Below are 24,935 nucleotides of genomic sequence, written 5' to 3' on the forward strand. Positions count from 1 at the left end.
GGCATATTAATGGGATTATTTTTTTGTTACCATTGCACTTTAGAAAATCATTTGTGCCCATGAGGCATTAATGGAGAACATATGAAGCCCCTTTCACCCATTGCCATTGATGACATTCAGATTTTTTGTCGCGCCGTTGAGAGTGACCATTTCACAGCAGCTTCCATCAGCCTTGGCGTAACGCCATCGGCAGTCAGTAAAGCGATTAAACGTTTAGAGCAGCGATTGAAAGTTAAACTCTTTCATCGTTCAACGCGTGTGATGCGCCTGACTGAAGCAGGGCAACGTTATTATGATGTGTGCCGAGATTCTCTAGGGCGCATTGAAGCGATCGAGCAGCAGCTCATTCATCATGCACAGCCACAAGGCACGCTGCGCATCAGCTTGCCAGACAGCTTGGCGATTTTTCACCTCATTCCTGTGATCAATGATTTTATTGAGGCGCACTTAGGGCAATTGAAGGTGGAGATTGTGCTCAGCACTTCGTATGTGGATTTTATGCGCGAAGACATTGATTTAGCCCTACGCATCGGCGATGTGGGCAATGATCAATTGATCGCGCGCCCGTTTGATCAGCTTGAACAAAAGATCGTGACATCACCTCGTTATTTGGCGAAATATGGCACGCCAAAGACGCTCGCAGATTTATCACATCATCATTGTGTGGGATTAAAATTTCCGGGCATGCCAACGGTATTACCGTGGCGAGTGGATGAAGGGCGCGCTTTACCCTTAACGCACACCGTGCAATACAGCGATCCTTTAGGGGCTTTAACCTCAGTCATTGAGGGTTTTGGCATCATTCAATTGCTGGATTTTTCTGTCAAAGAGGGGCTGAATAATGGCACACTCGTTGAGCTTTTCAGTGACCATCGCCCACCGCCTTTATCGGTGAATATCGTCTATCTCAGTGGTTATTTACCGGCGAAGGTGCGGGTGTTTATTGATCATCTCTTTGCTCATGCGCCGCGCCGGTGCAATTGAGATTTGATATCATCTGGCAAATGTGATAGAGTTTTTCTCGTTGAACATTGATCTTTGGGGCAAGGTGAGAAGGTAACTTCAATTCCTGACCGGCGGTGACAGTCCGCGAGCGCAAGCTGACTTGGTGTAATTCCAAGACCGACAGTAAAGTCTGGATGGTAAAAGATGAATGGGATAGAAGCGGCATGCCATCAGGCGGGTCGTGGCTGTCTGTTATGCCCCGAAAATAAATGAATAAAGAGGGCATATGAACAAGCTAACGGAATCAGATTTAAGGTTTTTAGAGCGCGCCATTGCATTGGCAACCGTGCCAATCGGTGCTGTGTCGCCAAATCCTTATGTGGGCGCAGTCATTGTCAAATCCGGCAAAATCATCGGTGAAGGCTTTCATGCCAAAGCTGGCACTGCACATGCAGAAGTCGTTGCCATTGCAAACGCGACAGAATCCACAGAAGGCGCCACCATTTATGTCTCATTAGAGCCGTGTTGTCATCATGGTAAAACAGGGCCATGCACCGAAGCCATTTTAAATGCAGGCATTGCACGCGTTGTGTATGCCACAGAAGATCCGAATCCAAATGTCGCAGGGCGCGGCAAAGCATTTTTACAAGCTCATGGCATTGAAGTTATCTGTGCAGATGATCCCACCGCCCGCGCCATCAACCGCATCTTTTTTCATAATCAATTGACGCAATCGACCTTTGTGACATTAAAAGCAGGCTTAAGTTTAGATGGCAAAATTGCCTCTAAAACGGGTGATTCACAATGGATCACGTGCCAAGCTGCGCGCAGAAAAGCCCATGAACTCAGAGCCATGCATGATGCCATTTTGATTGGCAAACGCACGTTACTGAACGATGATCCTGCCTTAACCGTACGTTTAGAAGGCGATTATCGCAATCCTGTGCGCATTGTGCTATTGAGAAATTTTGACGGCATCACACATGCTAATTACCAAATTTTTGAGACAACTGCAGCAAAAACGCTAATCATTCACCCAAATACAGCTGTGATGGATGATGCTCTTAAAGCTGATTTAACAGCAAAAGGCGTGATGATTCATGCATTGCCTGCAATTGATCCGGTAACTTTATTATCTTACCTATATGAACAAGGCATCATGAGTGTGCTCTTAGAAGGTGGCAGCAGCATTTATAACGCCTTTTTATCCGCCGGCAAAGTGGATGAATTGGCGCTTTTTTATGGCCCGCGTTTGATCGGTGATGATGCACCAAGTTTATGGGATCATAGTGGCATTACACAACTCAGCGATGCGCCGATTCTCAACATTGCGCACACAGAACGCTTAGGGCAATCGATTTATGTACAAGCAACCTTTAAGGAGGTTGAATAATGTTTACTGGCATTATTGAGGAAGTGGGAACACTTCAAGGCAAACAGCAGCGCGGCGATGTGATCACCATTAAAGTGGGTTGCCGTGCCATTTTAACGGATGTCAAAATTGGCGACAGCATTGCCAGCAATGGCGTGTGTTTGACGGTGACAAAGTTCGATGCACAAAGCTTTGAAGCGGATTTAACGCCGGAAAGTTTAAAGCGCAGCACGTTTGCATCTTTACCAATGGGCAGCCCGATTAATTTAGAGCGTGCATTACTGGCAAACAGCCGTTTAGATGGGCATTTGGTTTCTGGTCATGTGGACACCATCACGCAATTGACGCGTTTACAAAAGTTGCAAAACAGTTATGTATTGAGCTTTCGATTGGACAAAGCCCATCAAAAACTGGTGGTGGAAAAGGGCTCAATTGCCATCAATGGCATCAGTTTGACGGTGACGAATGTTACGATGAATGGTTTTAGTGTGAGCGTCATTCCGCACACGTTTGAGATTACGAATTTACATAATCTCAAAGAGGGCAGCCGTGTCAATATCGAATTTGATCAGCTCGGCAAATACATTTTGAAAGAGCAGGCTTCGACCTTAACTTACGACAAATTAGCACAATGGGGATATTAAGATGAATGCAATGGTTCAACGCATGGAGGCAGCATTGGCCGCCCTTAAACGTGGTGAAATCATCATCGTAATGGACGATGAATCCCGTGAAAATGAAGGCGATATGATCATGGCGGCTGAGTTTTGTGATGATCAGGACATGAACACCATGATTCGTAAAGCCGGCGGTTTAGTGTGCGCACCGATCTCAACTGAGATTGCCAAGCGCTTAGATTTAACGCCGATGGTGGTGAAAAATGAAGATGAATATCAAACGGCATTTACGGTCACTGTGGATTTTATCGCAACGCATACCGGCATTTCCGCCGCCGAACGCGCTTTAACCTGCCGTAAATTGGCGGCAAAAGAGACGGTGGCTGCGGACTTTAAACGCCCAGGGCACATTTTTCCATTGATTGCCAAAGATGGTGGCGTTTTAGTGCGCCGTGGGCACACAGAAGCCTCTGTGGATTTGATGAAGCTTGCAGGCTTAACGGAAGCTGCCGTGATTTGTGAGATTTTAAAAGAAGATGGCACAATGGCGCGCCATGATGATCTATTAAAGGTGAGCCAGGCTGAAAATATGCCTTTTATCACGATCGAGGACATCGTCAATTATCGCCACCATTTAGCAAATCAAGCTGCGAGCATTGAGCCATTAAGCCATGCGCATTTGCCCACAGCTTATGGCAATTTTGAGATTTATACGTTTCCAAACAGTGAAGGCGAGGAGCCGCATGTGGTGCTTCGCAATGCTCAATATGATGACAAGTCGCCATTAACCATGCGCATTCACTCTGAATGTTTAACGGGGGATATTTTCCACTCGGTCAAATGTGATTGCCAAGCGCAGCTCGACTTTGGGCTCAAAACCATCGCTGATGATGCCAATGGCATGATGATCTATTTGCGCCAAGAAGGGCGCGGCATTGGGCTTGCAGAGAAGATTCGTGCGTATGCATTGCAAGATCAGGGGCAAAATACCATTGTGGCGAATGTGTCATTAGGTCATCCGGTGGATGCTAGAGATTTTACAGTGGCAGCGCAGATTTTGAAATATTTTGATCAAAAGCGCGTGCGCATCATCACCAATAATCCGGAGAAAGTCGCCGCCCTTGAAGCCAATGGCATTGAAGTGGTTGAGCGCGTGCCCACCCCAAGATTTGTGACAAAAGAGAACCAAGATTATTTAACCACCAAAGCGACCGAAATGGGTCACTATCTATAAGTTTTTAGGAGACATATCATGCAAGTTATCGAAGGCAATTTATCCATTTCCAACAAAAAAATCGCCATTGTGGCAGGTCGTTTCAACAGCTTAATCACTAAGCAATTGATTGATGGTGCAGTTGATGCACTTAAACGCCACGGTTTGAATGAAGAGAACATTCAATTGGCATGGGTGCCAGGCGCATTTGAAATTCCATTGATCGCGCAGCAATTTGCCAAAAAAGCGGATGTGGATGCGGTGATCTGTTTAGGTGCTGTGATTCGTGGCTCAACGCCACACTTTGATTTTGTGGCCAATGAAGTGTCAAAAGGCATCGCAAGTGTGAGTTTAGAGAATGCGAAACCCATTGCTTTTGGCGTCTTAACGACAGACAGCATCGAGCAAGCACTCGAACGCGCTGGCACAAAAGCAGGGAATAAAGGTGCAGATGCTGCCATTACGGTGATTGAAATGTTAAACTTAATGGCTGCCATTGATGGCTAATTAATTTTAACAGAGGTAAAGGAAGGGCAAATGACAGGTAAACAAGATCCATTACAAGCATTTGTCCTTTTTTGTGCGCGTAATTTACGGGGTTGGTTGGTGAGCTCGTTGATCATCTGTTTGATGGTGGTTGTGGTGGGCAATGTATGGATTCAATCCGAAATTAAACACCTGCACGCTGAAGACAATGCGGACACATTATTGGTGCTAGGCTATAAAGTGGAAGGTGAGCCCCTTGCCCCCACAAATGCTTTGGCCAATCGTTTAGAGATGGCGCGCCAATATTGGTTAGAATCCCCCGATACACGGATTGTGGTCTCCGGTGGTAAAACTCAGGGGTTGGCCAAAAGTGAAGCAGAAGTGATGCGTGATTATTTGATTCAGCACGGCGTCCCAAGCGATGTGATTGTGATGGAGGAGATCTCAACACGCACCGCACATCAATTTGTCAATGCCATGCAGTTAATGGATTTAGGCAATGTTGTGGTGGTGACCAATGATTTTCATCTGCCGCGCTCGTTGATGTTAGCAGAGCGCTCAGGATTGAAGCATGTCTCAGGTTTAGCAGCACCCACGCCCACAGATTCACGTGCCATTTTTACCGCCTATATTCGCGAGCCGTTTGCGCTGTTGAATTCATGGCTGTTTGATCATCCATAATCATGCCGATTTTTCTGATTTTAATGGTACTTGTGGCAGCTGTCATGGCATCGCCATATGTTGCCTTATTTTATTGGCTCGCCCCAAGCACCACGGCTGGCATTGTGGGGACATTTGCCTTAGCCAGCGGGCTTTTGCTGCTCATCATGGTGTTGATTGGCATCATCATGCATCATCGAAATAACCGCTGATTCATTGTTTGACGGCTTCTGCTTGAATCTGAAGGTTTACAGTTTTGCTCATCCCTTTGTCCACAAAAAAGTCCATGCCCCATTGTGTGCGATCAATCTCTGCACTGAAATCACCGCCACACACTTCCGTTTGCCAAATCGGGCTGTGATAACAATTAAAACGTTCTACCGTTAAAGTGACAGGATGCGTCTGCCCAAGCAGCGTTAAATCCCCTGTAATGCGTGTGGGTTGATGGTTTGCCCATTGCCATTGCGTGGATGTAAAGCGCATGTCAGGATATTTTGCTTCATTAAACAGATCGCTATTTTTCAGGTGCTGATCAAAGGCATCAGAGCCACTTTTTAAGTTTTGAATGGGGATGATGAGGGAAACACTGCCGATCTCATTTTGTGGATCATATGTGACATCGCCCGTTAAACCATAAAAGCCGCCATGATTGGTGGAGGTTTGAAAGTGATCTATGTAAAAGCGCGCATTGGTGTGTTCTGGTTCTAATTGATAATGTGCGGCTAAGCTTGGCGTGAGGGATAAGAGTGCGCCGAGTGTGAGCAATGTTTTGGTCATGTTCATTCCTTATGGTTTAGAAAAGCTTATTCTGATAATAGAATAATGTATATGATATTGTTCTAAAAATGAACAAAACAAACCGTTTTCATTTTTAGGAGCACACTATGAAATCATTATGTCAGATCCATCATGCGCCAGCGCCCCATTGGGTGGGCGATGGCTTTTATGTCCGTTCGCTCTTCACTTATCACAATCATGGACGCCATTTAAATCCATTTTTACTGCTTGATCGCGGCGAACCCACTCATTTTGAGCCGGCCATTGTACCGCGTGGCGTGGGTGAGCATCCGCATCGCGGCTTTGAAACAGTGACAATTGTGTATGAAGGGGAAGTGGCACACCATGATTCTACTGGCAATGGCGGTGTCATCGGTCAAGGTGATGTGCAGTGGATGACGGCGGCATCAGGCATTTTGCATCAAGAGTATCATTCAGATGCGTTCACACAGTCAGGTGGCGTGTTTGATGTGGTGCAGCTGTGGGTGAATTTGCCTGCGCAATATAAAATGAGTGCACCGGGCTATCAATTGTTGACTGAAGAGCATCTTCCGGTGATTCAGCTTGATCAATATGGCAGTTATGCGCGCATCATCGCGGGTGACTATCTTGGCACAAAGGGCGCTGCCCGCACTTTTACGCCTGTGGATGTTTGGGACATCTATTTGAAGGGCAATCATGAGGTGACCATTGCAGCTCATCATGATCGCTATGTGGGGTTGGTGGTGATTAAAGGGCATGTGCGTCTTAATCATGATGCAGTGCTGAATCCATCTGACTTAGCATTATTAGACAAAGCAGGTGATTCGTTTATTTTATCAAGCGATGACGATGCCATTGTGTTGTATTTAAGTGGTGAGCCAATTGATGAACCTATTGTAGGACACGGTCCTTTTGTCATGAACACGCGTGAAGAAATTATGCAGGCATCACTTGATTACGCACAAGGACGATTTGGTAAGATCGGATAAATTAAAAGAATTTATCGACATTTAGGTTGCTAAAAGATTTATTCTGCTTATAATGCACACAAATTGCAAATCTAACCTCGTTAGGTGAGGCTCCTGTACGGAGACATGCTACTGCCCAGAAACGTCCAAAGACGCCAACGGGTTTGAACAGAAACCATCGAATTAAGGTGGTTTATAACGTAGCTAGCAGTGAAGCATGCTTCACGTCTTATGCCGTACAGTGCTAAAACTCAACGATTTGGGGGGAGAGAGCACCGTATGCGCCTTTGCGTGTATGGTTGCCCGCGTTACGGTTTTTTTAAGATCGCATGCGCCTCTATTCGTTAGAGGCGCTTTTTTTATGCGAAATTTTTTGACTGTTTTTCGGGAGGCACCCATGATTAAAACATTGAATCGTGCTCAACATGTCTGGATTCAACTCACAGCGCCAACGCCACAAGAGCTTGAGCGCATCAGCCATGACTTTTTCATTCCTTTTTCCATGCTCAACTTACATCAAAATGGCGCAAAAAGCCGCATGATTGAGCGCCATGCAGAGCTGTTTGCCTTTATGTTGCAATTGCCGATGCGCAGTCGCTTTGATGAGGTGATGCCATTTACCGTGATGAATGTTTCCGTCATTGTGATGGGCAATGTCGTGATCACCATCAGTGAATGTGAGCATCCGATTTTAACGCAGCTTGAGCAATCCTTGACAGCCCTCAGCACTGAGGGCAATGCCACGCATCTGTTGCTGCATTTATTTGAACACACCATTGGCCGCTATTTATTGGCCATCGATGAGATCAATCGCACCGTATTGACGGTGGAGCAGCAGATCGAAAAAGCCATCAGCAATCAGCACATTTTTGATCTACTCAATCACAATAAAAGCTATGGTGCATTCATTCGCGCATTGAAACACAATGGTCGCGTGTTTAAGGATTTAGCTGCCAAGCGTTTATTGCTCAGTGATCATAAAACCGATGCGATGCTGCAAGATGTGATACTTGCAACACTGCAAACCCAGAAAAAAGTGGAGATTTACAACGCGAATCTTCGAAATTTAATGGATGCCTATTCTGCGGCGATTGAGAATAATTTAAGCCTAGCGGTGCAGTATTTAACCATTTTTGTGACGATTGCTGCGATTCCGATGGCAATTGCCGGCATTTATGGCATGAATACGCCTTTACCCTTTCAAGATGAGCCTTATGCATTTGTGGCATTAGCTGGCATTGCTGCGGTGGTTGCTGCCGTTGTCATGGGCTTTTTTAAAGCCCGCCGTTATTTATAGGAGAGATGATGTTATCCATTTATCAAACCCATGCGAATGGGCAGTTATTGCCAAGTGAAACCTTAGCGCACAATAGCCTCATTCACTTGGTGAATCCCACAGAAGAAGAGATCAATGTGTTGGTCAATGAACTTCATTTGCCATTGGATTTTTTTCATAGCGTGCTTGACCGTCATGAGCGCCCACGCATTGAGCGGGACGACAATGGCACTTTGATCATTTTAAATGTACCTGTAACGGCTGCGAACGCTGAAAATTTAACGGCACCGCCTTATCATACGGTGCCCCTTGGCATCATTCATGGGCGGGATCATCTCATCATTGTGAGCCGCGAGCCATTAACCGTGGTGGATGAAGTGTTAACGGGGCAATATGGCGATTTTTATAGCCACATGAAAACGCGCATTTCATTGTTATTGTTTAAAGCGGTGTCTGAATCGTATGAAGATCATTTGGCATTGATCAATACACAAGTGAGTCAGTTGCAAAAGAAACTCAGAGCCTCGTATAAAAATACCGAGTTGTTTGCCCTGATTAATCTCAATAAAAGTTTGGTGTTTTTCTCAACGGCGTTGAGTGCAATGACCATTTTGTATCAGCGCCTGACCCTCGGCGATACATTTAAAATCCATGAGGATGAAAAGCAGCGCTTAGAGTCAATTTTGGTGGATTTAGAGCAATCAGCTGAAGTGATAGAAATGCGCCGCGAGAGTTTAAGTAACTTGATGGATGCATATGCCACCATCATTCACAATAACTTAAACGCTGTTTTAAAAATGCTGACGACGCTTGCGATCGTGATGATCATTCCCACCATGATTGGCAGCATTTTCTCCATGAACGTCGCATTGCCAGGGGAAGAAGATCCTGTATCTACCGTCATCATTGCCTCTAGCATGGTATTGATCAGTGTGATGCTGCTCATTGTCTTTTATCGAAAAAAATATTTACGCATGTAAGGGGACATCATGACATTTATGAACCATTTTTCCTTGGTGGCGCCAACCATCGCAGAGCAACACGAGATGACAGAACGTTTTAATTTACCAGCATATTTTATGCATGAAGCCACAGACATCAATGCACGCCCTAAACTTGAGCAAGAGGGCGGACATCAATTGTTGGTGATTCATCTGCCTTATGTGGATCAACAGGTGACAGACAGCTCAATGGATGTGAAATATCGCACTCTGCCTTTTAGCATGATTCTTACGGGCGATACGTTAATCACTGTGTGCAGTGAAAAGACGGCTTTGAGCTTTGATCATCGCACCCATATCGCCAATATTTTGGGCATTTTGCATCAAACAGCAGTGGATTACATTCAATTGACGCAGCAGATTGAGGCGGAGATCACAGCGGCGGAAGATGAATTGTCGCGCTCTTATCGCAATCCTGAGTTGTATCGCTTGTTGTATCTCAATGAGAGTTTGCTCTACATGGCAACGGCACTCAAACAGATGCGTTGTATGATGCGTAAATTGGAAAAGGGATTGTGGTTGTTGCACAAAGAGGATCATGCCATTTTTATGGATGCTTCGGTTGAATTAGATCAAGCCTATGCCATTACGGAAATCAATCAGCTCAATGCCAATAACGTGATGGATGCATATGGCAACATCATCCAAAATCACGTGAGTCATGTGGTGAAGCTTTTAACAGCCGTGACGATTGTTTTGTCCATTCCGACCCTGATTGCAAGCATCTATGGCATGAATGTGCCACTGCCTTTTCAAGAGGCGGACAATGCATTTTATGTATTGATTGCCGTGATGGTGCTCATCAGTCTTGGCGTTGCCGGATTATTCTGGCGTAAACATTACTTCTAAGGCAGTGATCCGTTATAATGAAAGCATCCGCATTGATGTGATTGTTAGGAGAAACGTATGAAAAAATTATTATGCCTAAGCAGTTTAATGTTCGCATTGTCAGTTGCCCACGCACAAGAGAGCTCTTTTACAGAGGACTTTTCTAAACTCACGGATGATGTGTCAAAGTCTGTGAAAAAAGGGTGGGACAAATCAAAAGATGCCCTCAGTGACTTCTCAGATGATGCCAAAGTGCAGTTAGATAAAGCCGGCGAATCCATCAAAAGCAGTTTTGATGATTTTAAGAATAGTTATGCTGTGACAGATGCCGCGACATTACAAAAATATTTAGTGGTGGACATTCCTGCGGTTTCCCTTGAAGATGAACACTTGACGGTGACAGTGCTCTTAAAAAATAATCAAGATAAACCGGTGAAGTTTAAAGATCTGAAAAACAAAGTCGATGTGATTGTGTTAGACCAAGACAGCATTGCCTACTTTGCCACCGATGCTTCTTTACAGCACAACAATAAAATCATTGTGCCCGCAAAAGCTGCCGTGAAGGTGACCTGGCAGTTTGACAATGTCGCCACAACACCGGTGACGCTGCGTTTGATGAATGCTGATTATCCTTTACCAAAAATCAGCAGCGGTTTTTCTTTAAAAAGTTTAGGCTTATGAATCAAATCCCCAAGCATGCTTGGGGATTTTTTTGATGGGGGCACGCATGAAAACACAGTTACCAAAAGAGGTTGAAGAACAGTTAGAAGCCATCGAAAAAGATGGTGAATTATTGCCATCAGAAGCGGCCGTGCTGCATGAAACAGTGCGCTATGAGGGCATTCGTGTCTTAGAGCGCGATGGTTATGCATTGCTGCTCTCAGCATTGGCAGCAGGCTTTGCGATGGGGGCAGGGTTCATTGCCAAATCCGTCATTGCCATGCACATTGAGGATCCGAATTTAAGCTTTTTACTCAGTGGTTTTGGGTACACATTAGGCTATGTGATCATCATTTTATCGAATCAAATGCTTTTTACAGAAAACACGCTGACGGCAGTGTTGCCCTTTATGAGCCATCCTTCAAAGCGCACGTTGTATCGGATCATGCGCTTATGGGTGATTGTCTTATGTGGCAACTTATTGGGCGTTGTGGCGTTTACGCTGTCATTGATTTATCTGCCGGATTTCTCTGTGGATGTGCGTGCTCATTTGCCGGCGCTTGGGCACCACATTATGGAGAACAGTCCATATCAAATGCTGGTCAAAGGTGTGTTTGCCGGTTGGTTGATGGCGGCATTGGTATGGATGTTGCCAAACCTTGGGGACAATAAGATTTGGGGGATCATTTTCATCACCTACATCATTGCCCTTGGGGAGTTCACTCACATCATTGCCGGTTCAAGCGAGGTGTTATATTTAGTGTTTACAGGGCATGAGCACTGGAGTCACTATTTTTATCCCTTTGCCATTCCAACTTTGATTGGCAATATCTTTGGGGGCACAATTTTGTTTGGCTTGATCTGTCATGGTGAGATCAGAAGTGACATGCCAAACAATCGCTTCTAATAAAAAAACCTCGGGTGACCGAGGTTTTTTCATTCAATGATGATTACTGCATCAGTGCTTTGCTGGCATCTTCAATCATTACTTTAGTGGATTTCAATCCGCCACCTGATAAATACCAAACGTTTGGATCTAAATAGATGATTTTGCCATTTTTAAAGGCTTTGGTGTTTTTCACTAAATCGTTTTCCACCGTTTGTTTTGCTGTGGTGCCACCTTCGTTGATGACGGCAGTGCGATCCACCACAAAGATGTAATCAGGATCTAAGTTCATCACATATTCAAAGGAAACGCTTTGACCATGACGAGAGACTTCAATGGTTTCATCGGCAGGTTTAAAGCCTAAGACATCATGAATGAAGCCAAAGCGAGAGCCTGGGCCATAAGCGCTGATTTTGCCATCATTCGCTAAAATGATGAGGGCTTTTTCTGGCATGTTTTCAGTTTTAGCCTTCACTTTTTCGATCTCTTGATTGAGTTCAGCCAATTGTGCTTTCGCCACATCTTCTTTACCAAAGAGTTTGCCCAATGTGGTGGCATTTTCGGTTAAAGATGTCATGTAGTTTTGATCATCAATGTTGTAATTGATGGTCGGCGCGATCTCTGCAAATTGCTCATAAAGCGGCGCTTGACGAATGGCGATGATCATAAAGTCAGGTTTTGCTGCGTGAATGGCTTCAAAATCTGGCTCTTTTAACGCACCAAAGTCTAAATATTTTGGATCTTTATATTCGCTTAAGTAAGCAGGGATGTTGGCTTTTGGAATGCCTAAAACATTAACGCCAAGGGCTTCTAATGTGTCTAATGAACCAAAGTCAAACACCACAGTGCGCTGAGGATTCATGGGCACCACAGTTTCACCAGATAGATGTTTGATGGTCATGGTTTTAGCAGCTTCTGGTGCTTTCTCAGCAGATGCAGCCGGTGCATTCGTTGTGGTTTCTGTTTGAGTTTCGATGACAACGGTTTCTGTTTTAGGCTGTTCGTTACCACAAGCGGCAAGCATTAAGGCAAACGCGGAAGCTAACGCAGCTTTTTTATATGACTTCATTCATAACTCCTTACAAAGCTAGTTTTAAGTAAAATAGACGCAAATGCGTTGATCGTTGATTAACTGTATCGGAATTTCCATGTCGTAGATGTCTTTAAGGACATGGGAATCGATGATTCTCCCTGTTTCTCCCTCATGCACGAGTGCGCCGTTTTTGAGGGCTATAATGTGATCGGAATAACACGATGCGAAGTTGATGTCATGAATCACCACCACAATCGTTTTATTCTTCTCGCGCACTAATTTTTGTAGCACCTGCATGATCTCCACAGAGTGCTTCATGTCTAAGTTGTTTAAGGGTTCATCTAAAAAGATGATGTCCGTATTTTGTGCCACCACCATCGCGATGAAAGCGCATTGGCGCTGTCCGCCACTGAGTTCCGCGATGTGTTTATCCTGTAAATGGGCAAGCCCCATATATTCAATGGCTTGATCAATATAATGCTGATCCTCTGCCGTCAAGCGCCCTTTGCTGTAGGGAAAGCGCCCAAATGCCACCAATTCACGCACTGTAATGCGAAGGTTGATGTGGTTGGCTTGCTTTAAAATGGAGATTTTTTGTGCCAATTGATCGGGCTGCCATGTGTGGATTTCGCGGCCATCGATATAGATTTCACCTTGATCCGGCTTAAATAAGCGGCTCATCATGCCAAGCAATGTACTTTTACCGGCACCATTTGGGCCAATGAGGGAGGTGACTTTGCCTTCAGGAATCGTGATGGAGACATTGTCCACCACTTTGCGTTGCCCAAAGGATTTAGAAACATTATTGACCACTACCATTTTTGATTCTCCCGCAGTAATAAATACATGAAGTAAAGGCCGCCGATGAAGTTGATGATCACACTTAAAGTGGTGGAGAAGGTGAAAAAGCGTTCCACCAAAAGCTGGCCAAAGGCTAGGGCACAGATGCTCACAAGCACTGAACCGATCAAGAGGACTGAGTGTTTATAGGTTTTAAAAATCTCATAGGTGAGGTTTGCCACCAATAATCCCAAAAATGTGATGGGACCAATGAGCGCGGTGGAAACCGCCGTGAGGATTGCCACTACAATTAAGCTAGTACGCACAACTTTTGCATAATCAATGCCAAGATTCACGGCTTGATCACGCCCAAGGCTCAATACATCAAGGTATTTGATGATGGGGAAATAACCTGCCATCACCACGCCAATGATGCCCACAGACCACCACAACAGTTTGACTTGAACGTTATTAAAGCTTGCAAACATCTTGTCTTGCACGATTAAAAATTCATTGGGATCAATCAGCACCTGCATGAAGGTGGATAAGCTTTGGAACAGCGCACCTAAAATGATGCCCACCAATAATAAAAAGTAGACGGATTTACCATTTTTCAGCATCACTCTAAAGAGCAAAACAGCAAAGCCCACTAAAATGGCAATCGAGATGAAAAAGAGCCATTGATTGCCAAGGAGCGTGTAGTTTTTACTGCCCAGTAAAAAGATGAGCAAGGTTTGCACCAAAAGATAGAGCCAATCGAGCCCAATGATGCTTGGGGTCAGAATTCGATTGTGGGTCACCGTTTGGAAAATCACAGTGGAGATGGCAATCGCACTGCCAGCAACCACCATTGCCGCGATTTTAAAACCGCGTTTAGGCAGTGAATAGCTCCAGTTAGCACCGAGCTTATAAAAGAGGAAGAGCAGAATGCTCAGCAGCGTCAGACCGAGCAGAATGAATATTTTGGTGCGATGACTCATGTGTTTGCAGCCTTTTTAAAGAGTAACCAGACAAATAGGGTGCTGCCCAAAATACCAATGGTGACGCTGATGGGAATTTCGTATGGATGAATGATGATGCGCCCAACAATGTCACACACAAGCACAATGATGGCGCCCACAAGTGCTGTGTAGGGCAGCGTGATGCGCACATTGTCACCTTTATAGAGCGACACAATGTTTGGCACAATGAGCCCAATGAAGGGAATCATGCCCACTGTGAGAATGACGCATGCAGTGATCATCGCCACAATCGCCAATCCAATGTTCACCACTTGATGGTATTTGAGCCCTAAATTTTTGGCAAAATCTTCCCCTAAGCCTGCGATGGCAAATTGATTGGCATAAAGATACGCCACAATCATTAAGGGAATGGAAACATACATGAGCTCATAGCGCCCACTCATCACCATGGAAAAATCGCCAAGCAGCCATGAGGAGATGTTTTGAATGAGGTCATATTTATAGGCGATGAAAGTTGAGATTGAGCTGATGATCCCGCCAAACATTAAGCCCACTAAGGGGACAAACACCGCATCCTTATAGCGGATGTGGTTTAAAATTTTCATGAAAATAAAGGTGCCCGCTAAGGAAAAGGCAAAGGCAAGGAGCATTTTGACAATCGGGCTTGAGCTGGCAAAGAGTAAAAGTGCCACTAAAATCCCCAATTTTGCGGATTCTAACGTGCCTGCGGTGGTTGGAGAAACAAAGGCATTTTGACTCAGCTTTTGCATGATCAAACCTGCAATGCTTAGACTTGCCCCCGCGATTAAAATGGTCACCAAGCGCGGCACACGGCTCACAAAAATGGTTTGCAATTGAATCTCTGTGAGGTTCAGTGTGAGAACATCACGCACAGAGATGTTCAAGACGCCCACAAACAGTGAGATCACAGAGAGGATGATTAAAATGAGAAAAAGATGGCGTTTTCTCATGGTTAGTAATAGCCCTTCATAAATGCAATTAATGCTCGAATGATAATGATTGTATTTTACATGATATTTAACCTTTTCATAGTAAGGGCAGGAAAAATGGTGGGATTACATGTATAATGTTTGTTCAATTTTTTGTGCAGATTTCATCAATTAATTGAATTGATTGGCATTATAAGGATTTTAAATCTGCGCACTGTTTAGGCAACTGATGTAGAATGTTCGCCACTTTTATGAAAGATTAATCTATGGAAAATAAAGAGACATTCGCGCCGTGGGCCATTGGCGTGTTTTTATTGGCAGTGCTGACGGTGCAATCTGGCGCTGTATTGGCCAAAAAATTATTTGAATTGGTGGGGCCAGAAGGTGCAACCTCCATGCGTTTAGGCTTTGCAGCTTTGATGCTTTTGGTGGTGTTTCGTCCTTGGCGCATCAATTTTAAAAAAGGCAATTTAAAACACTTTTTAGTCTATGGCGTGGCACTTGGGGCGATGAACTTCTTTTTCTATCGTGCCTTAAAAGAGATTCCGATCGGCATTGCCGTTGCCATTGAATTTGTGGGGCCATTGTCTGTGGCGCTGATTTACTCGCGCCGCCCGATAGATTTTATCTGGATTTTATTGGCGGTTGTGGGGTTATTATTGCTCTTACCGATTGGTCAAGAGGTGCACAATGTGAACTTTAAAGGTGTGATTTATGCATTGATCGCAGGTTTTTGGTGGGCGGTTTATATTATTTATGGCCGCAAAGTGGGTAAAGCGTATGGCATTCCGATTGTATCGGCCGGGATGATTGTGGGTGCGTTGATTTTTGCGCCGATTGGCATCATCACAGAAGGTGCGAATTTACTCAACCCCACCATTTTAGGTTTAGGATTATTGGTGGCGTTGTTATCCTCTGCCATTCCTTTTGCGTTAGAACTCATTGCGATGACGCACATTCCTGCAAAAACTTACGGAACCCTCAGCAGTATGGAGCCTGCCGTTGGCGCAATTTTTGGCATTGTCTTTTTAAGTGAGTATCTGTTGCCCATTCAATGGATTGCCCTCAGTGCCATCATTTGTGCATCGCTTGGGGCGACTTTAACGGCGCGCGGAAAATAGTGGATATCACTTGACCAAAGGGTAGTGCAACGCTAACATATCTATGTGTTCCACTACCAAAATTTTTATGCCTGTCATATATCATATAGATAACACCTCACATTTCTTAACATCTCATTTTTTACTGCTACTTTATTAGCGTCTCTATCTACTCAGCGTTGTCAATTTTTTAATTACACATTTTAGATAGAGGAATTCTTATGAACAATAAAGCTTGGTTTTATGTCGGGCTCACAAGCGTTTTTGAGCTGATTTGGCTTTATGGATTTAATCGCGCGGATGCTCCGTGGGAATGGGCACTGGTTGTGCTGTTCATCTTTATGGACTTAAACTTTTTAGCCAAAGCGTGTCAATATTTAGCCGCCGGAACCGTGTATGCTGTATTTGCTGCAGTCGGCACCATCGGTACCATTTTAATGGACACCTTCTTATTAGAACAAACCATCTCCACCGCTATGATGGTGTGCATGGGTCTCATTTTGCTCGGCGTGCTTGGCTTGAATTTATCTGATCCTTCAGTAGATGAAGAGGAGGAAAATCATGGCTAATTACGGCACTTGGATCGGCTGGGGTTTGGTGACTTTAGCCGTGGCTGCAGAGATGGTGGGTATTTTTGGCTTAAGCTTATACACTCGCAAAAAAAATCTCATCAATCGTTTATTGTATTTTGGGGGTTTAGCGGCATCATTTGTGGCGCTCTATTACTCGTTTCATTATTTGCCGGTGAGCATTGCTTACACGGTATTGACAGGGATCGGGACGGCAGCAGCTGTTGTGATCAACATCATGTTTTTTAATGAATCTAAAGACATTAAACGCATCATCAGTTTAGCTTTCATCATCGCAGGTGTCTGCGGTTTGAAATTCTTAAGCTGATGCATAACCTCGGGCAACCGGGGTTTTTTTATGGCCTCAGTTTGTGCCATAATCAAGGCTCAATCAATAAGGAGAGATCATGGTTAAGCACATTGTGTTGGTTCGTTTTAAAAAAGAGACATCTCAAGCGGCGATTCGTGCCATTTTTGAGAAAATCCGTGCCTTAGAGTCTGTATTGCCCACCATGCAATCATTTGATTATGGTTTATATAATGGGGCAGAGGCACGTTATAAAGGTTTTGATTATGCGTTTTATATGACGTTTAACAATGCTCAAGAACGTGATGAATATTTAGTGCACCCTGAGCATGTGAAAGTTGGGACAGAACTTCGCAGCATGTTAGATCCTCAAGGCAGTGAGTCATTTTTTGCCTTTGATTATGATACGGATCTGTTGTAACCATTGACGCATTAAAAAAGCCATCCTATTGATGGCTTTTTTATTGGTTGATTTCGTTAGCCTGCCGATGGGGAGAAGTAAATGGCAGAACCAGGGCCCACAGGAATACCAAACACAAACACCCAAATACAGAACACAACGATCCATGCAGTTAAAAACACCACAGAATATGGCACCATCATGGCTAAGATTGTGCCAATGCCGGCATCTTTCTTATATTTAATCGCGAGCGCAACAATTAAACCAAAGTAGCTCATCATCGGCGTGATGATGTTCGTGGCAGAATCCCCAATGCGATAGGCCGCTTGAATGGTTTCAGGGGCATAACCTGCCAGCATCAACATTGGCACAAAGATTGGTGCTGTCACTGCCCATTGTGCGGAGGCAGAGCTCATCATTAAATTGATGAAACCACAGATCAAAATAAAGCAGATGAATAGCACCATACTATTGATTTCAATGCTTGTGATGAAGTTTGCACCATGCACCACGATGATTTGCCCAAGATTCGTCCAGTTAAAGAAGGCGATGAATTGTGCGGCAAAAAATACGATCACCAAATAGAGCCCAAGAGTGCTCATCGAGCCACTCATGGCATTGACGATGTCACGATCATTCTTAAAGCTTTTCACAATAAAGCCATACACAATGCCGGGGATGGCAAAGAAGAAGAAAATGAAGATCACAATGGATTGAAAAAACGGTGAGTTTGCGATCGCGCCAGTGGTTTGATTACGTAAAATACCATCTGCAGGCACCACCATGAATGCTACGATGATGGCTAAAATCATAAAGGTAATCCCTGCCCAAAAGAGCCCTTTTTTCTCAATGGGCGTCACTTCAGCCGATGAGGCAATCATGTTCTCTTCATCGCTCATGTCTGCGTGATTGTAAGGACCTAATTGTGGTTCAACGATTTTTTCTGTCACAAACCAGCCTAAAAAAGTCACCACAAAGGTACTGAATGCCATGAAATACCAGTTCGCTTCAGCGCCCACAATGTAGGTAGGATCAATGATGCGCGCCGCTTCTTGCGTGATGCCTGAGAGCAAAGGATCGACGGTGCCAAGTAATAAATTGGCAGAATAACCGCCCGATACGCCAGCAAATGCAGCAGCTAAACCTGCCAATGGATTGCGGCCAAGCGAATGGAAAATAACAGCGGCTAAGGGAATTAAAACAACGTAACCCAATTCACCTGCAGTATTTGACATCACACCTGCAAACACGACGGCAGCGGTTGTGAATTTAGGTGGCGCTTTTAAGACGATTAAACGCATGGCAGAGGAGAATAAACCGGCGCGATCGGCAATCCCGACACCCAGCATTGCAACCAATACAGTGCCAAGAGGCGCAAAGCTTGTGAAGTTTGTGACGACATTTGAGAGAATCTTACGGATGCCATCGGCATCGAGTAAGTTCACGGCACGAATGATGCCATCAGGCGCGCGGCCTTTTGCACCTTCAGGGCGCGGATCCGCAACGCTCAGCCCAAAGTAATCACCAATGGCTGATGCCACTAAAAGCATGGTAATGAGAATGGCAAAGAGCACCACAGGGTGGGGCAGTGCATTGCCGAGCCACTCATAAGATGAGAATTAATTTTAATGAGATTTTGTTCAATGTTTTTATAAAACAGACAAAATAAATCCCGATCAAGTCGGGATTTATCGTCATCTTTTAAAAAGGTTCACTATTTTTTTTTAAGATTGTCTAAAAAATCTTTGACGCGGTCAATGAAGCCTTTTTCTTGTGGATTGTGTTTTTCCCCAAGGGTTTCGCCAAATTGTTTGAGAATCTCTTTTTGTTCTGTGGTTAATTTCACAGGTGTTTCAATGTTCACAGTGCAGAGCAAATCGCCTTGATATTCACCGCGGATAGAACGCACACCTTTACCGCGTAAACGGAACACACGGCCGGTTTGTGTTTCTGCCGGAATCTTAAGATTCACGCGGCCATCAAGCGTTGGCACTTCAATCTCGCCGCCTAAAGATGCCGTCACAAAGCTGATCGGCACTGTGCAGTGAAGGTTTTGACCTTCGCGCTTAAAGATTGGGTGTGGACGCACATTGATTTGTACGTATAAATCCCCATTTGGCCCGCCATTAACGCCTGCTTCGCCTTTACCTTCTAAGCGAATGTTGTTGCCGGTATCAACGCCCGCTGGAATTTTAACTTCCAAAGTTTGCGTTTTGTATTCACTGCCAGAGCCGTTACATTTTTTACATGGATTTTTAATGATTTTACCGCGGCCATGACACGTTGGGCAGGGCTGCTGAACGGAGAAAAATCCTTGTGACATGCGCACTTGACCTGCACCATGACAGGTGTCACAAGTTGTGACGCTCGTGCCAGGTTCTGCGCCTGTGCCATCACAATGATCACAGGTGCTGCGAATGTTGGTTTTGATGCGGGCATTGGTACCAAAGACAGCTTCTTCTAAAGAGATGTCTAATTGATACGCCACATCCTCGCCACGATACGCGCGCGGACCTGAACTTCTACGGCCGCCACCGCTGCTACCAAAGATGTCGCCAAACATATCACCAAAGATGTCGCTAAAGTCAGCATTGCCACCTTGACCGCCAAACCCTCCAAAGCCGCCACCAAAACCACCGGCGCCACCTTGGCCATTGACAGCATCATGACCATATTGATCATACATGCGGCGTTTTTCTTCATTCGATAAAATTTCATAAGCGGCTTGCACTTCTTTAAATTGCTTTTCCGCTTCTTCTTCCTTCCCGATGTTTTTGTCAGGATGATACTTGCTCGCCATGCGACGATAGGCTTTTTTGATCTCATCTTGAGAGGCCGTTTTTGCGACGCCTAACACTTCATAATAATCGCGTTGTGCCATAATGTTTTAACTTCCTTGTGCTCAGAAACTCATCATTTTTCAATAATCAATCATTACGGAAAAATCAGGGGTTTCAGTGGTTTAAATAGCGCAATATCCCCGAAGGGATATTGCTTGAGTTTGATGTTACATCAATTATTTTTTGTCGTCTTTGACTTCTTCGAATTCAGCATCAACCACATCATCTTTTGGTTGTGCGCCTGCATCTTGAGCCCCAGCTGCGCCAGCTTCACCGGCTGCTTGTTGCTGAGCGTATGCTTTTTCAGCAATTTTGCCCGCAGCTTCTGTCAACGCTTCAGTTTTCTTCTCGATGGCTTCAAGGTTGTCACCTTTCACCGCTTCTTGAAGTTCTTTAATCGCTGATTCAACCGCAGCGCGTTCGCTTGATTCCACTTGTTCGCCTAAATCTTTCAAAGATTTTTCAGACATGTGGATCATTTGTTCCGCTGTGTTGCGTGCTGCCACCAATTCTTGGAACTTCTTATCTTCTTCTGCGTGCATTTCTGCATCTTTGATCATTTTATCAATGTCATCTTGAGATAAGCCAGAATCAGATTTAATCACGATGGATTGCTCTTTATTCGTCGCTTTATCTTTCGCAGATACGTTGATCACGCCGTTCGCATCGATGTCAAATGTCACTTCGATTTGTGGCACGCCACGTGGTGCAGGTGGAATGTCTGACAACTCAAATTGACCCAATGTTTTGTTTTGAGACGCTTGAGGGCGTTCACCTTGCAATACATGAATCGTAACAGCAGGTTGATTATCCGTTGCAGTTGAGAACACTTGGCTTGCTTTTGTTGGGATCGTCGTATTTTTCTCGATGAGTTTAGTCATCACGCCGCCCATGGTTTCAATCCCTAAAGATAATGGTGTCACGTCTAATAACAACACATCTTTAACATGACCACCTAATACGCCGCCTTGAACAGCTGCACCCGAAGCCACAGCTTCATCAGGGTTCACATCTTTACGAGGATCTTTGCCAAAGAATTCTTTCACTTTCTCTTGCACTTTAGGCATGCGCGTTTGACCGCCCACCAAAATCACTTCGTCGATTTGAGAAACTGTTAAGCCTGCATCTTTCAATGCAACTTTACAAGGTTCTAAAGTGCGATCAATCAAATCTTCTACTAAAGATTCTAATTTTGCACGCGTCAACTTGATGTTCAAGTGTTTAGGACCTGTGCTGTCTGCCGTGATGTATGGCAAGTTCACTTCCGTTTGTTGCGCTGAAGACAATTCGATTTTTGCTTTCTCGCCCGCTTCTTTTAAGCGTTGTAACGCTAAAGGATCGTTGCGTAAATCAATGCCGCTCTCTTTTTCGAATTCTTTGACTAAGTAATCGATCACAGCTGCGTCAAAGTCTTCACCACCTAAGAATGTGTCACCATTTGTGGCAAGCACTTCAAATTGTTTTTCGCCATCAACATCTGCAATTTCAATGATGGATAAGTCAAATGTACCACCACCTAAATCGTATACAGCCACTTTAGCATCTTTTTTAGAGCCTTTGTCCATGCCGTAAGCAAGGGCAGCAGCTGTTGGTTCGTTGATGATGCGCTTAACATCTAAACCTGCAATGCGACCTGCGTCGATTGTGGCTTGACGTTGTGAGTCATTGAAGTATGCAGGCACTGTGATCACAGCTTCTGTCACTTTTTCGCCTAAGAAATCTTCTGCCGTTTGTTTCATTTTCATCAATACACGAGCAGACACTTCAGGTGGCGCTAATTTTTTGCCATCTAATACGCTCACCCATGCATCGCCATTGTCAGCTTTGATGATGGAGTAAGGCACTAAACCGATGTCTTTTTGAACTTCAGGGTCACTGAATTGACGACCAATTAAACGCTTGATGGCGAATAATGTATTTTTTGGATTCGTCACAGATTGGCGTTTTGCAGGCTGACCCACTAAGATTTCACCGCTTTCAGTATAAGCGATGATGGAAGGCGTGGTGCGATCGCCTTCAGCATTCTCAATCACGCGCACTTTATCGCCATCCATTACAGCGACACAAGAGTTGGTGGTCCCTAAGTCAATACCAATAATTTTACTCATAATGATTTGCTCCTAAAAAAGATTGCTTAAATTCAGTTTTAATCTCTAACGGCTATAAAGATGGGGCGCACTTTTGGGATTTCAAGAGAAAATATAAAAATTATTTAAATCTGTTCAATTACAGCGGCGGACGGGCGCCAAACACCGCGCTGCCGACGCGAATCAACGTTGCCCCTTCTAATATGGCCCACTCTAAATCATGGCTCATGCCCATTGATAATTCTGTTGCAGATGGTGGCAATAAACCTTTCAAAATGGCCTCATCACGTAGAGATCGCAATAAGCGATAACCGTCGCGCACTGCCATTTCATCATCAGCATTGAGGCCTATGGTCATTAAGCCACGAATTTTCAAAGATGGCAAATTTGTGAAAGTTTCTAAAAATTCAAAAAGATGATGCGGATCAATTCCTTGTTTGCTCTCTTCGTTTGAGACATTCACTTGAATGAAAATCTCGCGGGTTGTGGCATGTTTGATGCATTCATCATGCAGCTTTTCTGCCAAAGATGGGCGATCCACCGACTGAATGCACTGCACATACGGGAAAATGGCTTTGACTTTATTGGTTTGCAAATGGCCAATGAAGTGCTGCTCATACGGCATGATGGCAATCGGCGCCGGGTGAATCAATGGGAATTTATCTGTCACTTCTTGGGCGCGATTTTCCCCAATTAAGCCATAACCTAAATCAATGGCGGCTTGAATGGTTTCAACGGGCTGCGTTTTGGTGGCAAGGAGCAGTTTGATCTCTTTAGGATCACGCTGTGCTGCTTGGCAAGCCGCCTCAATGCGCTCCGTAATGGTATTTAAATGATTGGCTAAGGTCATGTCACTATCCGATTTTTTTCGGGTCAATGTCTAAGGATTTAAGCTTACGATAGAGGTTTGTGCGCTCCATGCCAACTTTTTCAGCAAGTTTGGCAATATTGCCTTCGCATGATTTAAATTGCGCGAGTAAATAAGCTTTTTCAAACTGCTCACGGGCTTCACGCAGTGGTAAATCAAGCGGCAATAAATCTTCAGGGATCACATGGGTTTGGCTTTTTTTCGTGAGGATTTGATTGACCTCATCTAGGGAAACCTCCTCATTTTTACCAAGCACCAATAATTGCTGCACCACAGATTTAAGCTCTTGCACATTGCCGTGCCAAGTGTGATTGCGAAGGCGATTTTGCACCGCGATCGGGAAATGACGATATTGCAAATGCTCTTCATCCACAAAATGATGAATGTAAAAGGCAATTAAATCGGGCACATCTTCAGGATGAGCAGAGAGGGCAGGAATCTCTAACGGTAAGACATTGAGCTTATAGTACAGCGCCTCATTGAACTCTTTTTCATCCACTAAAACGGACAAATCATCACGAGAAATGGCAATGAAACGCACATTCTTAGGCAGCAAGTTTTTACCATTGACACGAAAGTAATCGGTGTTTGATAAAATGTCCGCAAGTTTCTTTTGTGCCTCTAAACTGAGCTGAGTGACATTGTCTAAAATGACAGAGCCGCCGCTGGCTTGCTCTAAAATGCCTTGTGTGACATGGCTGCCCATTTCTTTGCCAAGCAAGGTTTCTTCGATATTCTCTTCAGACAATTGCCCTAAATTGACGGTGATTAAAGGCTGCTGCGCTCTGTCTGACAACGAATGAATGTAATGGGCAAACAGATGCTTGCCTGCGCCAATGTCGCCTTCTAGGAGCACCGTGCGATTGCCAGATTCAGCAATCTGTTTCGCTTGATTGCGCAGCGCCGTCATGATTGAGCTTTTGCCCACAGGTTCAAACACAGGCTGCGGGTTAAAGTTTTGTGGCTTTGCCGATGGCTGCGTGGTTTGCTCCTTTAAAGCGCGTTTGACCACCGCCACCAATTTTGCCAATGTTAAGGGCTTTTCAAGAAAATCAAATGCGCCAAGCTTTGTGGCTTCAATGGCATGCTCAAGGGTGCCATGTCCGCTCATCATTACGACAGAAAATGGCAAGGTTTGATAACTTTGTTTCCACTCATTGAGAAGGGAAATGCCATCAATGTCAGGCATCCAAATGTCTAGGAGTACCAAATCAGGCTTGCTTTGATCGATGGCATCGCGCGCTTCTTGGCCATTACACGCCGTGCGCACGGAAAATCCTTCATCTTCCAAAATATCTTTAATGAGGTCGTTGATGTCTTCTTCATCATCGACCACTAAAATTTGTGTATCTTTAAGATCGCTCATGA

General features: G+C 44.6%; 26 protein-coding genes, 1 pseudogene and 2 riboswitches. Of the genes and pseudogenes, 17 read left to right on the top strand and 10 right to left on the bottom strand.

The features are described 5' to 3' along the window. The first annotated feature begins 81 nt into the window (after positions 1 to 81). From B143_RS0105790 to B143_RS0105820, 7 genes are all read left to right on the top strand, one after another. Positions 82 to 984 carry a LysR family transcriptional regulator gene (locus B143_RS0105790; RefSeq protein WP_018122550.1) on the top strand — a complete coding sequence of 301 codons (903 nt, stop codon included), beginning with the start codon at positions 82 to 84 and terminating at the stop codon, positions 982 to 984. 46 nt (positions 985 to 1,030) lie between these two features. Then, a riboswitch (FMN riboswitch) is annotated at positions 1,031 to 1,155 on the top strand. Between the two features lie 76 nt (positions 1,156 to 1,231). Next, positions 1,232 to 2,338: a bifunctional diaminohydroxyphosphoribosylaminopyrimidine deaminase/5-amino-6-(5-phosphoribosylamino)uracil reductase RibD gene (gene ribD, locus B143_RS0105795; RefSeq protein ID WP_018122551.1), complete on the top strand. Its 1,107-nt coding sequence runs from the start codon at positions 1,232 to 1,234 to the stop codon at positions 2,336 to 2,338. Next, the gene (locus tag B143_RS0105800) at positions 2,338 to 2,961 is read left to right on the top strand and encodes a riboflavin synthase (RefSeq protein ID WP_018122552.1); all 624 of its coding nucleotides are present in this window, start codon (positions 2,338 to 2,340) and stop codon (positions 2,959 to 2,961) included. The genes ribD and B143_RS0105800 overlap by 1 nt, the downstream gene beginning before the upstream one ends. A gap of 1 nt (position 2,962) precedes the next feature. Continuing rightward, positions 2,963 to 4,168, top strand: coding sequence for a bifunctional 3,4-dihydroxy-2-butanone-4-phosphate synthase/GTP cyclohydrolase II (locus B143_RS0105805; RefSeq protein ID WP_018122553.1), 1,206 nt, complete (start codon positions 2,963 to 2,965; stop codon positions 4,166 to 4,168). 18 nt (positions 4,169 to 4,186) lie between these two features. Further along, positions 4,187 to 4,654 carry a 6,7-dimethyl-8-ribityllumazine synthase gene (gene ribH, locus B143_RS0105810; protein ID WP_008315819.1) on the top strand — a complete coding sequence of 156 codons (468 nt, stop codon included), beginning with the start codon at positions 4,187 to 4,189 and terminating at the stop codon, positions 4,652 to 4,654. Positions 4,655 to 4,684: 30 nt separating this feature from the next. Continuing rightward, positions 4,685 to 5,314 carry a YdcF family protein gene (locus tag B143_RS0105815; RefSeq protein WP_018122554.1) on the top strand — a complete coding sequence of 210 codons (630 nt, stop codon included), beginning with the start codon at positions 4,685 to 4,687 and terminating at the stop codon, positions 5,312 to 5,314. Positions 5,315 to 5,358: 44 nt separating this feature from the next. Continuing rightward, a complete protein-coding gene (locus tag B143_RS0105820) occupies positions 5,359 to 5,505 on the top strand; it encodes a hypothetical protein (protein ID WP_211205510.1) in 147 nt (48 codons plus the stop codon). 1 nt (position 5,506) lies between these two features. On the opposite strand, the gene B143_RS0105825 is transcribed toward B143_RS0105820, so the two are convergent. Then, the gene (locus B143_RS0105825; protein WP_018122556.1) at positions 5,507 to 6,070 is read right to left on the bottom strand and encodes a YceI family protein; all 564 of its coding nucleotides are present in this window, start codon (positions 6,068 to 6,070) and stop codon (positions 5,507 to 5,509) included. A gap of 107 nt (positions 6,071 to 6,177) precedes the next feature. On the opposite strand from B143_RS0105825, the gene B143_RS0105830 reads away from it, so the two are divergent. From B143_RS0105830 to B143_RS0105855, 6 genes are all read left to right on the top strand, one after another. Next, on the top strand, positions 6,178 to 7,041 hold the full coding sequence (locus B143_RS0105830; protein WP_018122557.1) for a pirin family protein: 864 nt from the start codon (positions 6,178 to 6,180) through the stop codon (positions 7,039 to 7,041). A 69-nt stretch (positions 7,042 to 7,110) separates the two neighbouring features. Beyond that, a riboswitch (M-box (ykoK) riboswitch) is annotated at positions 7,111 to 7,291 on the top strand. Between the two features lie 126 nt (positions 7,292 to 7,417). Then, entirely contained in the window at positions 7,418 to 8,317 is a 900-nt protein-coding gene (locus B143_RS0105835; RefSeq protein ID WP_018122558.1) for a magnesium transporter CorA family protein, read from the top strand. 8 nt (positions 8,318 to 8,325) lie between these two features. Continuing rightward, entirely contained in the window at positions 8,326 to 9,276 is a 951-nt protein-coding gene (locus B143_RS0105840; RefSeq protein WP_018122559.1) for a magnesium transporter CorA family protein, read from the top strand. A gap of 9 nt (positions 9,277 to 9,285) precedes the next feature. Further along, on the top strand, positions 9,286 to 10,146 hold the full coding sequence (locus B143_RS0105845) for a magnesium transporter CorA family protein (RefSeq protein WP_018122560.1): 861 nt from the start codon (positions 9,286 to 9,288) through the stop codon (positions 10,144 to 10,146). A 57-nt stretch (positions 10,147 to 10,203) separates the two neighbouring features. Further along, on the top strand, positions 10,204 to 10,806 hold the full coding sequence (locus B143_RS0105850; RefSeq protein ID WP_018122561.1) for a hypothetical protein: 603 nt from the start codon (positions 10,204 to 10,206) through the stop codon (positions 10,804 to 10,806). A 46-nt stretch (positions 10,807 to 10,852) separates the two neighbouring features. Further along, positions 10,853 to 11,692: a formate/nitrite transporter family protein gene (locus B143_RS0105855; RefSeq protein WP_246781912.1), complete on the top strand. Its 840-nt coding sequence runs from the start codon at positions 10,853 to 10,855 to the stop codon at positions 11,690 to 11,692. Positions 11,693 to 11,735: 43 nt separating this feature from the next. Here B143_RS0105855 and B143_RS0105860 read toward each other — a convergent pair whose 3' ends face one another. From B143_RS0105860 to B143_RS0105875, 4 genes are read right to left on the bottom strand one after another with little or no spacing between them, the layout of a single operon-like run. Further along, a complete protein-coding gene (locus B143_RS0105860) occupies positions 11,736 to 12,740 on the bottom strand; it encodes a siderophore ABC transporter substrate-binding protein (protein ID WP_018122563.1) in 1,005 nt (334 codons plus the stop codon). Between the two features lie 24 nt (positions 12,741 to 12,764). Beyond that, the gene (locus tag B143_RS0105865; RefSeq protein WP_008315805.1) at positions 12,765 to 13,523 is read right to left on the bottom strand and encodes an iron ABC transporter ATP-binding protein; all 759 of its coding nucleotides are present in this window, start codon (positions 13,521 to 13,523) and stop codon (positions 12,765 to 12,767) included. After that, complete coding sequence (locus B143_RS0105870; protein ID WP_018122564.1) at positions 13,517 to 14,464, bottom strand: iron chelate uptake ABC transporter family permease subunit; 948 nt, start codon at positions 14,462 to 14,464, stop codon at positions 13,517 to 13,519. The genes B143_RS0105865 and B143_RS0105870 overlap by 7 nt, the downstream gene beginning before the upstream one ends. Then, positions 14,461 to 15,417, bottom strand: a complete 957-nt coding sequence (locus tag B143_RS0105875; RefSeq protein ID WP_018122565.1) for an ABC transporter permease — start codon at positions 15,415 to 15,417, stop codon at positions 14,461 to 14,463. The genes B143_RS0105870 and B143_RS0105875 overlap by 4 nt, the downstream gene beginning before the upstream one ends. A 245-nt stretch (positions 15,418 to 15,662) precedes the next feature. On the opposite strand from B143_RS0105875, the gene B143_RS0105880 reads away from it, so the two are divergent. The 4 genes from B143_RS0105880 to B143_RS0105895 all read left to right on the top strand — a co-directional run bounded on the left by B143_RS0105880 (position 15,663) and on the right by B143_RS0105895 (position 17,793). Continuing rightward, positions 15,663 to 16,517: an EamA family transporter gene (locus tag B143_RS0105880; RefSeq protein ID WP_018122566.1), complete on the top strand. Its 855-nt coding sequence runs from the start codon at positions 15,663 to 15,665 to the stop codon at positions 16,515 to 16,517. Positions 16,518 to 16,717: 200 nt separating this feature from the next. Further along, the gene (locus B143_RS0105885; protein ID WP_018122567.1) at positions 16,718 to 17,065 is read left to right on the top strand and encodes a DMT family transporter; all 348 of its coding nucleotides are present in this window, start codon (positions 16,718 to 16,720) and stop codon (positions 17,063 to 17,065) included. Continuing rightward, positions 17,058 to 17,393, top strand: coding sequence for a DMT family transporter (locus B143_RS0105890; RefSeq protein WP_008315798.1), 336 nt, complete (start codon positions 17,058 to 17,060; stop codon positions 17,391 to 17,393). The genes B143_RS0105885 and B143_RS0105890 overlap by 8 nt, the downstream gene beginning before the upstream one ends. A gap of 79 nt (positions 17,394 to 17,472) precedes the next feature. Beyond that, complete coding sequence (locus B143_RS0105895; RefSeq protein WP_018122568.1) at positions 17,473 to 17,793, top strand: Dabb family protein; 321 nt, start codon at positions 17,473 to 17,475, stop codon at positions 17,791 to 17,793. 56 nt (positions 17,794 to 17,849) lie between these two features. Here the strand turns inward: B143_RS0105895 and B143_RS09735 are convergent. The 5 genes and pseudogenes from B143_RS09735 to B143_RS0105920 form a co-directional block, all read right to left on the bottom strand. Further along, positions 17,850 to 19,379: pseudogene (locus B143_RS09735) on the bottom strand (AbgT family transporter); the annotation flags it as partial. A 107-nt stretch (positions 19,380 to 19,486) separates the two neighbouring features. Then, a complete protein-coding gene (gene dnaJ, locus B143_RS0105905) occupies positions 19,487 to 20,653 on the bottom strand; it encodes a molecular chaperone DnaJ (RefSeq protein WP_018122570.1) in 1,167 nt (388 codons plus the stop codon). 135 nt (positions 20,654 to 20,788) lie between these two features. Further along, a complete protein-coding gene (gene dnaK, locus B143_RS0105910) occupies positions 20,789 to 22,720 on the bottom strand; it encodes a molecular chaperone DnaK (RefSeq protein ID WP_018122571.1) in 1,932 nt (643 codons plus the stop codon). A 118-nt stretch (positions 22,721 to 22,838) separates the two neighbouring features. Beyond that, a complete protein-coding gene (locus tag B143_RS0105915) occupies positions 22,839 to 23,549 on the bottom strand; it encodes a YggS family pyridoxal phosphate-dependent enzyme (protein ID WP_018122572.1) in 711 nt (236 codons plus the stop codon). A 4-nt stretch (positions 23,550 to 23,553) separates the two neighbouring features. Continuing rightward, complete coding sequence (locus tag B143_RS0105920) at positions 23,554 to 24,933, bottom strand: sigma-54-dependent transcriptional regulator (RefSeq protein WP_008315791.1); 1,380 nt, start codon at positions 24,931 to 24,933, stop codon at positions 23,554 to 23,556. Positions 24,934 to 24,935 lie beyond the last annotated feature (2 nt).

Source organism: Wohlfahrtiimonas chitiniclastica DSM 18708 (genome assembly GCF_000375345.1).
Taxonomy (GTDB): Bacteria; Pseudomonadota; Gammaproteobacteria; order Cardiobacteriales; family Wohlfahrtiimonadaceae; genus Wohlfahrtiimonas; species Wohlfahrtiimonas chitiniclastica.

What these genes read in the sequence shown, in the direction of transcription:
- B143_RS0105895 (WP_018122568.1), top strand. Translation starts at nt 17,473, where the DNA reads ATGGTTAAGCACATTGTGTTGGTTCGTTTTAAAAAAGAGACATCTCAA.
- B143_RS0105825 (WP_018122556.1), bottom strand. Translation starts at nt 6,070, where the DNA reads ATGACCAAAACATTGCTCACACTCGGCGCACTCTTATCCCTCACGCCA.
- B143_RS0105820 (WP_211205510.1), top strand. Translation starts at nt 5,359, where the DNA reads ATGGCATCGCCATATGTTGCCTTATTTTATTGGCTCGCCCCAAGCACC.
- B143_RS0105880 (WP_018122566.1), top strand. Translation starts at nt 15,663, where the DNA reads ATGGAAAATAAAGAGACATTCGCGCCGTGGGCCATTGGCGTGTTTTTA.
- B143_RS0105840 (WP_018122559.1), top strand. Translation starts at nt 8,326, where the DNA reads ATGTTATCCATTTATCAAACCCATGCGAATGGGCAGTTATTGCCAAGT.
- B143_RS0105885 (WP_018122567.1), top strand. Translation starts at nt 16,718, where the DNA reads ATGAACAATAAAGCTTGGTTTTATGTCGGGCTCACAAGCGTTTTTGAG.
- B143_RS0105915 (WP_018122572.1), bottom strand. Translation starts at nt 23,549, where the DNA reads ATGACCTTAGCCAATCATTTAAATACCATTACGGAGCGCATTGAGGCG.
- B143_RS0105800 (WP_018122552.1), top strand. Translation starts at nt 2,338, where the DNA reads ATGTTTACTGGCATTATTGAGGAAGTGGGAACACTTCAAGGCAAACAG.
- B143_RS0105850 (WP_018122561.1), top strand. Translation starts at nt 10,204, where the DNA reads ATGAAAAAATTATTATGCCTAAGCAGTTTAATGTTCGCATTGTCAGTT.
- B143_RS0105835 (WP_018122558.1), top strand. Translation starts at nt 7,418, where the DNA reads ATGATTAAAACATTGAATCGTGCTCAACATGTCTGGATTCAACTCACA.
- dnaK (WP_018122571.1), bottom strand. Translation starts at nt 22,720, where the DNA reads ATGAGTAAAATTATTGGTATTGACTTAGGGACCACCAACTCTTGTGTC.
- ribH (WP_008315819.1), top strand. Translation starts at nt 4,187, where the DNA reads ATGCAAGTTATCGAAGGCAATTTATCCATTTCCAACAAAAAAATCGCC.
- B143_RS0105815 (WP_018122554.1), top strand. Translation starts at nt 4,685, where the DNA reads ATGACAGGTAAACAAGATCCATTACAAGCATTTGTCCTTTTTTGTGCG.
- dnaJ (WP_018122570.1), bottom strand. Translation starts at nt 20,653, where the DNA reads ATGGCACAACGCGATTATTATGAAGTGTTAGGCGTCGCAAAAACGGCC.
- B143_RS0105790 (WP_018122550.1), top strand. Translation starts at nt 82, where the DNA reads ATGAAGCCCCTTTCACCCATTGCCATTGATGACATTCAGATTTTTTGT.
- B143_RS0105890 (WP_008315798.1), top strand. Translation starts at nt 17,058, where the DNA reads ATGGCTAATTACGGCACTTGGATCGGCTGGGGTTTGGTGACTTTAGCC.
- ribD (WP_018122551.1), top strand. Translation starts at nt 1,232, where the DNA reads ATGAACAAGCTAACGGAATCAGATTTAAGGTTTTTAGAGCGCGCCATT.
- B143_RS0105875 (WP_018122565.1), bottom strand. Translation starts at nt 15,417, where the DNA reads ATGAGAAAACGCCATCTTTTTCTCATTTTAATCATCCTCTCTGTGATC.
- B143_RS0105870 (WP_018122564.1), bottom strand. Translation starts at nt 14,464, where the DNA reads ATGAGTCATCGCACCAAAATATTCATTCTGCTCGGTCTGACGCTGCTG.
- B143_RS0105860 (WP_018122563.1), bottom strand. Translation starts at nt 12,740, where the DNA reads ATGAAGTCATATAAAAAAGCTGCGTTAGCTTCCGCGTTTGCCTTAATG.
- B143_RS0105855 (WP_246781912.1), top strand. Translation starts at nt 10,853, where the DNA reads ATGAAAACACAGTTACCAAAAGAGGTTGAAGAACAGTTAGAAGCCATC.
- B143_RS0105805 (WP_018122553.1), top strand. Translation starts at nt 2,963, where the DNA reads ATGAATGCAATGGTTCAACGCATGGAGGCAGCATTGGCCGCCCTTAAA.
- B143_RS0105865 (WP_008315805.1), bottom strand. Translation starts at nt 13,523, where the DNA reads ATGGTAGTGGTCAATAATGTTTCTAAATCCTTTGGGCAACGCAAAGTG.
- B143_RS0105845 (WP_018122560.1), top strand. Translation starts at nt 9,286, where the DNA reads ATGACATTTATGAACCATTTTTCCTTGGTGGCGCCAACCATCGCAGAG.
- B143_RS0105830 (WP_018122557.1), top strand. Translation starts at nt 6,178, where the DNA reads ATGAAATCATTATGTCAGATCCATCATGCGCCAGCGCCCCATTGGGTG.
- B143_RS0105920 (WP_008315791.1), bottom strand. Translation starts at nt 24,933, where the DNA reads ATGAGCGATCTTAAAGATACACAAATTTTAGTGGTCGATGATGAAGAA.